10 protein-coding genes are annotated in these 12,202 nt (G+C 41.9%); 9 read left to right on the plus strand and 1 reads right to left on the minus strand.

The features are described 5' to 3' along the window. The first annotated feature begins 46 nt into the window (after window positions 1–46). The 5 genes from CGSMWGV1500E_RS04510 to pyrE all read left to right on the plus strand — a co-directional run bounded on the left by CGSMWGV1500E_RS04510 (window position 47) and on the right by pyrE (window position 5,326). The gene (locus tag CGSMWGV1500E_RS04510; RefSeq protein WP_004127141.1) at window positions 47–1,459 is read left to right on the plus strand and encodes a dihydroorotase; all 1,413 of its coding nucleotides are present in this window, start codon (window positions 47–49) and stop codon (window positions 1,457–1,459) included. A gap of 52 nt (window positions 1,460–1,511) precedes the next feature. Beyond that, window positions 1,512–2,555 (plus strand): orotidine-5'-phosphate decarboxylase, encoded by a 1,044-nt coding sequence (pyrF, locus tag CGSMWGV1500E_RS04505; protein WP_004127144.1) that lies wholly within the window; start codon window positions 1,512–1,514, stop codon window positions 2,553–2,555. A gap of 95 nt (window positions 2,556–2,650) precedes the next feature. Next, window positions 2,651–3,547: a dihydroorotate dehydrogenase electron transfer subunit gene (locus CGSMWGV1500E_RS04500; protein WP_004127147.1), complete on the plus strand. Its 897-nt coding sequence runs from the start codon at window positions 2,651–2,653 to the stop codon at window positions 3,545–3,547. Window positions 3,548–3,551: 4 nt separating this feature from the next. Beyond that, window positions 3,552–4,571: a dihydroorotate dehydrogenase gene (locus CGSMWGV1500E_RS04495; protein WP_004127150.1), complete on the plus strand. Its 1,020-nt coding sequence runs from the start codon at window positions 3,552–3,554 to the stop codon at window positions 4,569–4,571. Window positions 4,572–4,633: 62 nt separating this feature from the next. Next, window positions 4,634–5,326, plus strand: coding sequence for an orotate phosphoribosyltransferase (gene pyrE, locus CGSMWGV1500E_RS04490; protein ID WP_004127153.1), 693 nt, complete (start codon window positions 4,634–4,636; stop codon window positions 5,324–5,326). A gap of 89 nt (window positions 5,327–5,415) precedes the next feature. Here pyrE and CGSMWGV1500E_RS04485 read toward each other — a convergent pair whose 3' ends face one another. Further along, on the minus strand, window positions 5,416–7,974 hold the full coding sequence (locus CGSMWGV1500E_RS04485; RefSeq protein ID WP_004127156.1) for a BspA family leucine-rich repeat surface protein: 2,559 nt from the start codon (window positions 7,972–7,974) through the stop codon (window positions 5,416–5,418). 197 nt (window positions 7,975–8,171) lie between these two features. On the opposite strand from CGSMWGV1500E_RS04485, the gene CGSMWGV1500E_RS04480 reads away from it, so the two are divergent. The 4 genes from CGSMWGV1500E_RS04480 to carA all read left to right on the plus strand — a co-directional run bounded on the left by CGSMWGV1500E_RS04480 (window position 8,172) and on the right by carA (window position 12,151). After that, the gene (locus tag CGSMWGV1500E_RS04480) at window positions 8,172–9,122 is read left to right on the plus strand and encodes a hypothetical protein (RefSeq protein WP_004127165.1); all 951 of its coding nucleotides are present in this window, start codon (window positions 8,172–8,174) and stop codon (window positions 9,120–9,122) included. 127 nt (window positions 9,123–9,249) lie between these two features. Next, window positions 9,250–9,813 carry an elongation factor P gene (gene efp, locus CGSMWGV1500E_RS04475; protein ID WP_004111770.1) on the plus strand — a complete coding sequence of 188 codons (564 nt, stop codon included), beginning with the start codon at window positions 9,250–9,252 and terminating at the stop codon, window positions 9,811–9,813. A 166-nt stretch (window positions 9,814–9,979) separates the two neighbouring features. After that, a complete protein-coding gene (gene nusB, locus CGSMWGV1500E_RS04470) occupies window positions 9,980–10,462 on the plus strand; it encodes a transcription antitermination factor NusB (RefSeq protein WP_004127168.1) in 483 nt (160 codons plus the stop codon). 477 nt (window positions 10,463–10,939) lie between these two features. Continuing rightward, complete coding sequence (gene carA / locus CGSMWGV1500E_RS04465; protein ID WP_004127171.1) at window positions 10,940–12,151, plus strand: glutamine-hydrolyzing carbamoyl-phosphate synthase small subunit; 1,212 nt, start codon at window positions 10,940–10,942, stop codon at window positions 12,149–12,151. The last annotated feature ends 51 nt before the right edge of the window (window positions 12,152–12,202 follow it).

The following is a 12,202-nucleotide window of genomic DNA, read 5'->3' on the forward strand; positions in this document are numbered from 1 at the left end:
CAAAATTTACGAAAACTTACGAAAACTTAGGCAAAACGGGAGTGATATGAACGAAGCTGGCACATTAACTTTGCGCAATATCTCCGTGTGGGATACTGGCGAGCGAATTGATCTTATTGTTGATGGCGTTCGTCAGGATGCGCTTATAGAAGGCAATGCGCGCATTTCTGGTGATATTGATGCAAGCGACTTGGTTGTTGCTCCTGGTTTTGCTGATCCGCACGTGCATTTTAGGGATCCTGGTCAAACTGAAAAAGAAACCATGATGACCGGCGCAGATTCTGCGGCGGCAGGCGGCTATACGCAAGTTTTGATTATGCCGAATACTGTTCCTGCTCTTGACTGCGAGCCTTGGGAAGATGCTCCTTTTGATGTAGAAAACGTAGTTGACTATTTGCAGCGTTACGGCTGCATTTACGGCGTAAAATTACCGGTTCGCTACGATTTAAGCGTGTGCGCATCTTTGGGTCGTAAAGGCTTAAAACCAAGCAATATTGAGCTTTGGGAAAAGTATGTTGCAGGAATTAGCGACGCCGAAAAAACTTCTCCTATGAAAAAGCATCCTATTACCGCCATAAGCGACGACGGTGCTGCAGTTCCTGAACCGATTTTGCGAGATGTTTTAGCTATGGCGAAGAAAACTGGTTTGCCTTTTGTTGAGCATTGTGAGCATCATGATACGGGAGCAGTAAACGATGGGCCGGTTGCAAAAATGCTTGGCGTTGGCGGAATCCCAGCTTCAACAGAGCTTGCAATAGTTCAGCGAGATATTGACGCTTCCCGCGAAACTGGGGTGCACGTGCATTTTCAGCATGTGAGCACGGCGGCAGCTTTTGAAGCGATTCGTAAAGCGAAAAAAGAGGGATTGCCAATTACTTGCGAAACAGCTCCGCACTACCTGGCTTTGTGCGACGAGGATGTGCTGAAGTACGGTTCAATGGCAAAAATGAATCCGCCGCTTCGTTCTAAAGCAGATCGTCAAGCAACTCTCGCTGCTATTGCAGACGGCACAATCGACATGATTGCAACAGATCATGCGCCTCACACGGCGGAAGAAAAATCGGGCGATTTTGCAGAAACTCCTAACGGAATTATTGGGCTTGAATGCGCGTACGGCGTGTGCCGCAAAGTTTTGGTTGATGCAGGATACACGGATGACAAGCATTTAATCGAATTAATGGCAGTAAATCCAATGCAATTAATGAGCAGAAGACCTACGGATATTGCGGCTTTGCTTAACGTTTCTTCACGCTGCGCAAACAAGCGAACTTTGCGCTTAAATATTACTGAGCATCCTGAAAACGTTGATTTAGTGCTGATTAATATGCGAGAAAAGTGGGTGGTTGACGCAAATTCCTTCCATTCTAAAGCTCGAAACACTCCTTTTGACGGCTGGAAGCTTACAGGCAGGCCGGTTGCGACGATTATTGGTTCGGAAATTGCGTTCTCAAGACTGTGATTGAAGTTTTTTCAATAATGTGATTGAAATAAATAATTTAGGTTGGTAGTAAATGGATGAATTAATTGATGCGATTGCAGCAAAGCAAAATCCTAGCGTTGTGGGATTGGACCCTAAACCTGGTATTGTTCCTGCGGAAGTTATTAGCGCTCTTGCAGACGAAGTTTTGCAAGAAGTAGAAGGCGAAGAAGCGCTGCCAACGCTTTTAGCTACGGCTTATTTTGAGTTTAATCGTGCGATTATTGACGCGGTTGCGGATTTTGTGCCTGCTGTAAAGCCACAAATAGCAATGTATGAAGCGCTAGGTTCTGCCGGAATGGACACGTACGCAATGACTTGCGAATACGCAAAATCGCGTGGACTAATCGTAATAGGAGACGCAAAGCGCGGAGATATTGGCTCTACAGCTGGTCAATATGCGGCTCATTTAAGCGGTTTTGCTAACCTTTCTGCATATTTTGAAGACGAAAATGCTACTGGTAACGTACTGCCTCAATCTATTAAAAATCTTCTAAAAAGCTCTAAAAATCTGGACGTTTGGCATGAAGATTCGCTTACAGTAAACCCTTATATGGGTTCGGATGGTGTGAAGCCTTTTATTGATGAAGCAGTTTCGCATAATAAAAGCATTTTTGTGCTGCTTCGCACTTCGAATCCTTCTAGCAAGGAGCTTCAGGAGCTTATTTTGCAAGACGGAAAGCCAGTGTATGAGCATATGGCGGATTTGATTGAAAACTGGGGTACTTCAAGCATTGGTAAGCACGGTTATTCCAAGGTTGGTGCTGTTGTGGGCGCTACGCATCCGGAAGAAGGAAAGCGTTTGCGCGAGATTATGCCGCACACTTTCTTCCTAGTTCCAGGCTACGGCGCTCAAGGTGGCACGGCTCAAGATGTTGCTGGAATGTTTGATGCAAACGGTGATGGTGCTATTGTAAACTCTTCTCGCGGTATTATTGGCGCGTGGAAAAAGTCTGAAGATTACGCTAAAAATCAAGGAAATATGTCTCTTGATAATATTCTTGATATTGTGTGCGAATCTGCAGCTGTTGCTGCTAGAAATATGCGCGACGACTTGCGGACTGCGGTGTATCGCTAGAATGTATAACTAAAATAAATATAACTAAAAATATAATTAAAACTTAAAAATAAAACGCAACGGTACAAAACACATACAAGGGTAGGGGAAACCACATGAGTGATGGCATGTTTATTCCAACGCGAAAAGCCTATGGAAACGCCATAGTTACGTTACGTGAAGACGCTTTTGACTCTTCCGGTTCAACTTGTGAGGATGAAAGTAAAAGCGCAAAATATTCGCGTCTTTGGGGGCGCAGGTCTGTAGAAGTGCTTAATAACGAGCAGCTTGACGAAGGCGTGTATCGTTTGACTTTGCGGGATGCGGAGATTGCGAAGAAAGCTACTCCTGCGCAGTTTGTGAACTTGTATTCCCCTGACCCAACTGCTATGCTTCCGCGTCCTTTTGGAGTTGCAAGCGTTGATGGAGATACTTTTACGCTTATTTTTGCGGTTGTTGGCAAGGGTACGGAAGTTTTTTCGCATCTTCGCTCTGGAGATAAAGTTGACGCATTAGGTCCTTTGGGATTGGGCTTTAATATTGATTCTCCTGCGCATTACGTGCTAGTTAGTGGCGGATTGGGTGTGCCGCCTTTAATGTTCGCAGCTCAGGCTTTGGGTGCGCGCAAGGATTCTAGCGTAACGGCAGTTCTTGGCTACCGTAGTAAGCGTTTTGCAGACGACTTAATGAAGGAATATATTTCAGACGTGCACAGTATTACGAATGCTGAAGGAACTGTTATTACGCTTCTTGACGAACTTGAAAAAGTTAAGCATTTTGATTTCGACGACGATTTGCCAACGGTTATTTTGTCTTGCGGACCATTGCCAATGATGAAAGCTGTGGCTCACTGGGCGCATGAGCGCGGCGTTAAATGCCAGCTGAGTCTTGAGGCGCGTATGGGATGCGGTTATGGAACTTGCGTTGCTTGCGTGGTTGACACTTTGGAAGGCAGGCTGAAAGTTTGCAACGACGGTCCTGTTTTTGATGCGAATCGTTTGGGTTGGGAGTAAAATCATGAGTTCTGTAAATAATTCTGTAAATAGCGTAAATGCCGAAAATAATTCCGAAAATAGCGTAAATTCTGCAACAAATTCCGCTGAAACTTTAGGCTTTGACACAAGCCATGTGTGGAAGCATCCAACTCAAGTTGCGGGCGTTAAGTGGAAGAACATGGTTGGTACAGCTTCCGGAACCTTCCAACTCGCAGCATGCAGGCGCTTTTACGACGTGAGTCAACTTGGCGCAATCTGCACTAAAGGCGTTTCTCCAGTTCCTTGGGAAGGAAATCCTTCTCCGCGCACTGCAGAATCTCCTTCTGGAATGGTAAACGCAGTCGGCTTGCAAAATCCGGGAGTTGACCATTATCTTATTGACGAGTTGCCAAAACTAAAATCCATGGGAGCGCTTGTTATTACTAATGTTGCTGGACACAGCGACGACGATTATGCGCAAGTTGTGGAAAAGCTCGCTGATTCTGCGGCCGACATGCTTGAAATTAACGTTAGTTGCCCGAACGTAACTCACGGCGGAATGAGCGTTGGTACGGATCCGGTTGCATTGCACCGCTTAATTACGCGTCTTCGCGCAATGACAGATAAGCCGATGATTGTAAAAATGACGCCAAACGTGACGGATATTGTGTCGATTTGTAAAGCTGCGGTTGATGCTGGAGCAGACGCTTTAAGCATGATTAACACGCTTGTTGGTTTGCGAATTGATATTCGAACCGGCGAGCCGATTATTGCAAACCGCACGGGCGGCGTTTCCGGTCCGGCTATTTTCCCAATTGGACTTGGATTCGTGTGGCGAGTTCGCCAAGCTATGCCAGATATTCCAATTATTGGCATTGGTGGCATTGATTCTGGCGAAAAAGCTTTGGAATACTTGTATGCTGGAGCGAATGCTGTAGAAGTTGGTGCTGCCGCTTTGGTGGACCCTACTGCTCCGATTCGCATTGCTCGCGAGCTTGATAATTTGCTTGATTCGCGTCCAAAGCTTGCGTCTTTGCTTGCTGAAGGCAAAACTTGGCGCTGAAATTAAGAAAGTAAGCGTATTTAGAAAGTATTTAAAAAATATTTTAAGAAAGAGAGCTAATTATGGCAGAATTAGACGAGCGTTTTACAAAGTTTTTGCTCGATTCAGGCGCGCTTAAATTCGGTGACTTTACGCTAAAATCTGGTCGTAAATCGCCTTATTTTATTAACGCGGGCGCTTTTGACGACGGCATGAAAATCGCAAATCTAGGCGCATACTACGCTCAGCGCGTAATTGCAGGAATCGAAGACGGCAAACTTCCGAAAAATATCGACACTGTTTTCGGCCCTGCTTATAAGGGCATTCCGCTGGCAGTTTCTACAGCAATGGCTTTAACAAATAATCACAATATGCCAGTCGGCTTTACTTTCGACCGCAAAGAGCGTAAAGATCACGGCGACGGCGGAATTATGGTTGGAAAACCGTTAAAAGACGGCATGAAAGTTCTGCTTGTTGACGATGTGATGACTGCTGGAACTGCAGTTCGCGAAACTTTGCCGAAGCTTAAAGCGGAAGCAAAGGTGGAAGTCGTTGGCTTGATTTTGGCAGTAGATAGAATGGAGCGCACAAAAGACAGCGAGCTTTCAGCAGTAAAAGCAGTAGAGCAAGAATTCGGATTCCCAGTTTTGCCGATTGCAAACGTGCGCGAAATTTTCGCCGCAGCTGAGCGTATTAAAGGCGACGACGGAAATCCTGTAATGAGTGAGGAATTAGCTTCGCGCGCTGCTAAATATCTTCTTCAATATGGCGCTTAATAAATATCTAAAAATCTTAGAGTTTTCCGCAAAATGTTGTAAAACGTGTCGTGTAGAACAACATTTTGCGGAAGATTATTGCAAATGTTTTAGTTTTTCTTTAAAACAAAGGTCACAATTCCAGAAATTGTAGAACCAAATACAACTAATATAGCAATCGCTAATACATTCGTATTCTTGTTTGAAGAGGCTGATTTTGCGATAGAGTTATTATTTTTTAGTGCGCCCTTCTTTTTATTTACGATTTTACTTGAATCATCATCTTTAGAATTGTTTTCTTTAGAATCATTGCTTTGCAAATCTTTGGAATCAGCCTTATTGCTGCTCGATTTGCTGCTTGGCTCGGTATGCTTCTTATTTGTTGCAGTTTTTTTGGTGATTTCTGCTTTGTAAGAAGTATCTTGATTTTCTTGTTGCGATTGAGCTGATTCTGCAGTCTTAGTTTCTGCAGTCTTAGCTTCCGCAATTTTAGATGGTTCTGCAGAATATGCTTTTGCAGCAGCGCTAGCTTGATAATAACGGCTATAGTTATAGTCATTTTGATTGAACGAAGCTAATAGTCTATATAACTTGAGCAAACTGTAATCAGAATCAGAATCCGAATTAGAATCCGAATTAGAATCCGAATTAGAATTCGAGTCAGAATCCAAATCAGAGCCCAAAGATTCATCTGCACTAGGCTCAACAACGTTTGAATTTTCCGTTTGAGTACTTTGAGTTTTAACAGTTGTTTTAACAGTCAAATTAAAATCTTTACTGAAATCAAGATTGCTTAAATCTGTGTTAAAAACAGAGTTGCCATTATTCCAATCTGTAATCACTTCATCTTTTAATCCGAGCATTGCAGCTAAAGTTGTATTTGCTGCGTTTGTATCTAGATTATGGAAGTCAACTATTTTGTTGTCTGCATCTTGGCAATTAACAATTGCATCAACAAAATTATTCTTTCCATTTGTATTAACCAAGCAACTAATACTAGCATCACCGTGCTCTATTGCGGCCATAAAGTATCCGCGTAAGAATCTTCTAGGAGCCTTATTATCGCTTGATTTTGCGTTATTTTTTATTAATTCTTCTGCACTATTTGAGAATCCACCTTTTTTAATACGAAGATTTCCACCTTGTGCGCTTGCTTCTTTCCAAATGTCAGTAAGTGCCGAAAGATTTGTTTGCTTAAGGTCAACTCCAGATTGAATAGTAATATCATCGATTTTGCTGCCGCCAAACATGTTTTTAACACCTTGGTTTAATGAACCAGTTTGAATATTAAGAGCTTGCGTTAAATCCCACTTAGAAATATCTAGCGAAGTTATAGAAGAGTTTGCAAACATATCGTTCATATCTGTTGCGCTAGAAGTGTTCCATTTTTCGATTCCCGGTATTTGCATTAAATTAAGAGTATTTGAAAATACTTTTCCCATATTCCAAATGTTTTTTGTATCCCAATTTTCTAAGCCAGTTATCTTTTTAACGCCACTGTTTTCAAAAAGACCAACAATATTTCCAACATAAGAAGTTTTCCATTTTCCAAGATTAGCTTCTTTAAGCGCGGTTGTTCCAGTAAACATTCTGCCAATGTCGTTAGTATTGCTAATATCCCAGTTTTCAAGCGCTTTAATGTCTTCTAGCTTGTTGGCGTTCATAAACATTCTTCCCATTGAAGAAAGATTGTTGTTTGTAAACACTTCTAGGCCTTCGGTAGTTGTTAATCCACTTTCTTCAAACATTCCAGTTGCTTCATCGCAGTAGGTGTTGTCCCAAGTAATTCCCTTAACGTTTGAAAGGTTATGTGCTTGGTAGAACATGTTGTTCATATGATGAACATTGCGCGTTTTAAAGTTTCTAATGCCGTCTGCAGATTCGATTGCGCTACCTTCGAACATGCTAGTCATGTCGGTAACGTTGTTAGTGTTCCACTTTTCGTCTAATCCGTGAACTGTGTGCAAATTTTTTGTGTTTCTAAACATTAGCTGCATGTTTTCAACGTTGCTAACGTCCCAGTTAGATATTGGATTTATGCTGATTATTCCGCTATCTTCAAACAGGCTGCTCATATCTGTTACGCGGCTTGTATCCCAGTCTTTAGTTCCATTAATGTTTTTTAGCTTAGGAGTTGAAGAAAACATTCCAGACATATCTTCTACATTAGAAGTGTCAAATAAATCCAAATTGTTTATTGTTTCTAGATTTGCAAAGTTTGAAAATAGATTGCTAGCGCCATTGCCGAGTTGTATTTTTCCAGCATTTTCAGTTTGATCGCCTGATTGAACAATATTTATGACTTTGACTTTAGATGTATCAAAATTTACGCCATCTGGATTATTTTTATTAGATGAAATTATCTTTTCAATTGAGTTGGATGCAAAATCTGTTCCGTTAATTTTTGATATTTCAAGAGTATTGGTGGATTCGTCAAACTTCCACTTTAGCCCAGTAGGAGTTGGATCAAAGAATCCCTGATATTTTGCTTCATGCCAAGTGTTTAGTGTGTTTTCTTTGTTTTCTTTGTTTTCTGGATTAGTCGCAACAGATTCTTTTTGCTGCGTTAACCCTGTGTTTAATTCTTCGCTAGCAATGGCTTGATGAACTGGTATTAATGAGCAAATCATTGCTGCGCATGCGCAAGATGCGAATATATGTTTCTTCATGGTTTTCCTTCTGGGTTAAATCATGTGTATGTTCGTTTTTGTTCGAACGTGTTCATTATATAGACGCATGTAAACAAAAAAGGAAGTTATGTTAGTTTATGTTCTTTTTTTGTAAAAATAATTATAAATTAATGTTTTGTAATGATGCTTTTATATGTGATTGAAAAATATCAAAAGATTGTAATAATCTCTATAACATGGAAGGCAATGATAATCGATATCAAGATACTAGCGATTTGGATTCTTTTAATAATCCTGCTCAGTATGAGCAAGAAAATATTTTTGGATCTTCTAATGATGATTCAAACAACTCCTTGTTAAGCGATAAAAAGGATATTGCTGTTATTGTTTGTGTATCTCTTATATCAATCGGAGTTGTTGCTGGATTATGGTTTGCATTATTTGCTAATAACTCTAAGCCTAATCTAAAAGCAAGTGAGCCTTCTAAAATTTGCATTCAATTGCGCAAAAAAGTAATCGATGCTAAAGAAGAGCTTAAAAAAATTGTATCAAGTCAAGATGTTAAAGATGCTTCTAATATAAAAGCTGCTGATTTTGATGAAGATTTTGATGCCACTAAAGACGCTGCAGATGATTTTGAATCTTCTCTAAGCTATGCTAATGATGACTTAAATGATGATATTCCAGTATGCCCACTTGGCGCGGATTCTTACGATTCTACAACAGTTGAAAATAAGCTTTCAGACAAATTGGATGCTTTGCGTAAAGATGCTAATTCTGTTAAAACGCATGCAAAGAATTTACTAAAAACTAGCAGAACTGCTTTTGGTGATCAATTATTAAATCTTGTTAAAAAAGCTAGAGAACTTGTAGAAAAAGCGAAAAATTTGCCTATTTTAGCTGCTGCTTCTAAAAGTCTAGAAAATGCTATTAATGATGCTGGCAATGCTCTTGCTAAAAGCAGCAATAATTATCAAGAGTTAAAGCAAGCTTATCAAAAAATAAAAGCTGTTATAAGCAAGTGCGAAGATAGAATTAAAAAAGTGAGCGATAGATTTTTAAGTAGAGATGGCAATGGGTATCCTTTTGATGCTCCACATCCTAAGGATGATCAAGGTGGCTATATTCCAATGGGTCGTAGTCAAAACTCAGAGTCTTCGGAACAAAACGATCAGAGTAACAAATAATTGCGTTAAATGCGGTTGTTATTTTAGTTGTTATTTTAATTAGTTGACGCTTTGTGGCATAATAAGCAAGGTTTATTTCTTAAGCTGCTAAAATTGCAGCTTTATTAGCGAAAGAAACGGGTAACTCGTGGCACAGACTACCAATGATATTAAGAATGGTTCGGTTTTGAACCTTGATGGTCAGCTTTGGACCGTCGTTAAATTCCAGCATGTGAAGCCAGGCAAGGGTCCTGCATTCGTGCGTACCACCATCAAGAACGTGCTCTCGGGCAAGATTGTCGACAAGACTTTTAACGCCGGCATGAAGATGGAGTTCGAGACCGTTGATAATCGTACCTTGCAATACTCCTACGAAGATGGCGACAACTTTGTATTCATGGACATGACCACTTACGACCAGGTTTATATTCCTAAGGTTTTGGTTGGTGAGCAGAGCAAGTATTTGCTTGAAGGCACCGACTGCATCGTAAGCTTCCATGACGGCACTCCTTTGAGCGTTGAGCTTCCAGCTTCCGTAATTTTGACCATTACGCACACTGAGCCAGGCTTGCAAGGCAACCGTTCTAACGCTGGCACTAAGCCTGCAACCGTGGAAACCGGTGCTGAAATCCAGGTTCCACTCTTCGTGGGTGAAGGCGAAAAGGTGAAGGTCGACACTCGTGACGGCTCTTACCTTGGTCGCGAAAACTAAAGAATTAATTATCTAATTAAAAAATTAGTTATCTAATTAAATTAGCTATTTATTTCTAAATAATTTTTATAGTGTGACCCGGTGGCGATTATTCGTTGCTGGGTCGCGTAATTTTTAATACAACTTTATTAAGTAATTTTTATACGTTACACAGAAGGGCGCTATTATGGCACGTTCCACTGCTCGTAAGAGGGCTTTGAATACGCTTTATGAGGCGGATGAAAAGAATCAGCCTATTCTTTCTTTGCTAGAGGAGCGCGTTAAAGAGCCTGGCGCTCAAACTCCGCTTCCAGAGTACGCTATTGAGATTGTTCGAGGCGTAGGAGAGCGACGCAACAGAATCGACAAGACGCTTAACCGTTATTCAACCGGCTGGAAAGTTGGCAGAATGGCAGTTATTGACCGCAATATTTTGCGCATTGCGGTGTGGGAAATGCTTCTTAACGAGGAAATTCCAGACAAGGTTGCGATTGACGAGGCGATTGCGCTCGCAAAAATGTATAGCGATGAGGAAGCTATTGCGTTTATTCACGGTCTTTTGAGCGCGATTATGGCAGATAAAGACGCTTGCTTAGCAAAGTTTAATGGCGAAGCTTCTACTGACGACGCTGCTACGGAAGAGTCTACCGAAGAAGCTGCTGCCGAGTAATAAGCTTTGCAGTTGTGCTCTGTTTCCATCGATTTCTGTTGATTAGCTAACACTAGCACTAATGCTCTGCTTATGCCACACTAAACATTCCTATCAATTACAAGACAAAGCGTAAGTTATTGCGCTATTCCACGCACTTTGCGTAACTTTTTGCACGAGTCTATGAGTTTTGTGTTGTTGTTTAGTATGTTGAGAGGCTGGAAAAATTGTGTTCAGTGCTAAAAGAGGACTGAGAAGCTACATTCTTTAAAGATAGGCGAACACAATAAGCGCCTTTAGCAGCCAGAGCGCCCGAAGGACGGGACGCACGCAAACACAATTTTTCCAGCCTCGTCAAAACCAAAAACTAAATCAGTTACAAAACTCATAGACGAACTCAAGAATGCAGGATGCGCAATAACTTATCGCCGGCGCGTCGCCCGTCCGCCAATCTGAGTAGACTTGCCACGAATATCCTAAAGCCATAAGGGGGTTAAGGTGGATTACAACGACACCTTTGCCGGATTCGGCAGTGATGATGCAGTATTGGTGTTGGAGGATGGTCAGGTTTACGTTGGTAAGCCTTTTGGTGCGCAAGGTTCTACGCGCGCTGAGATTGTGTTCTCCACGGGCATGACTGGTTATCAAGAAACATTAACTGATCCAAGTTATGATCAACAAATCGTAGTTCAAACATTCCCACACATAGGTAATACGGGAATGAATCACGAAGATCCTGAATCTAATCGCATTTGGGTTGCGGGTTACGTGGTTAAGGAGCCAAGCCCAGTAGTTAGCAATTGGCGCGCTGAAGGTTCCTTGGAAGACGATTTACAAAAGCAAGGTATCGTTGGCATTAGTGGTATTGATACTCGAAAGCTGGTACGTCATTTACGCTCGGTAGGCGTTATGCGTGCCGGCATTTTTTCTAATAAGGCCCTGGTTGATTCGTCAACCGGGGCTTTTCGTACCGTCGCTTCTTTCGTTGACGAAATTAAGCAGACTCCTCAAATGCAGGGCTTGCGTTTAACGGATGAAGTCAGTACTAAAGAAACGTATACGATTGAGCCTTGCGGAGATTTTGAAGGAAAAGATTCGCTTTACACGGTTGTAGCAGTCGACTTTGGTATTAAATCTATGACTCCTCACCGTTTGGCTGAGCGCGGCTGCCGCGTGCATGTTGTAAGCTCCTCAATAAGCTTCGAATCGCTGCAGGCTCTTAACGCAGACGGCGTATTTTTCTCGAATGGTCCTGGAGACCCTGGCCAAGCAAATCGCGAGGTTGAGCTTTTGCGTAAAGTTTTGGACGCAGGATATCCGTTCTTTGGCATCTGCTTTGGAAACCAGTTGCTTGGTCGCGCTCTCGGATTTGGCACTTACAAGCTAAAGTTTGGCCACCGTGGTATTAACCAGCCTGTAAAAGACGTTACAACCGGAAAAGTGGAAGTTACGGCTCACAATCACGGCTTCGCAGTGGATGCTCCTCTTGACGGACCTGTTCAATCTCCTTACGAAAACGGTCACTTTGGTCGCGTGCTAGTTTCCCATATTGACTTGAACGACAATGTTGTAGAAGGCTTGCAATGCCTTGATATTCCAGCGTTCTCTGTGCAATATCATCCGGAAGCTGCAGCAGGCCCGCACGACGCTTCCTATCTGTTTGACCGCTTTGTGCAATTGATGCGCGAAAACGCTCGAAAAAGCAAGTAATACTCGAAAAAGCAAGTAAGATTTTAAGATTTACGGAAAGAGAAATTTACT

Origin of the sequence: Gardnerella vaginalis 1500E, assembly GCF_000263595.1 — a bacterium.
GTDB lineage: Bacteria > Actinomycetota > Actinomycetes > Actinomycetales > Bifidobacteriaceae > Bifidobacterium > Bifidobacterium vaginale_E.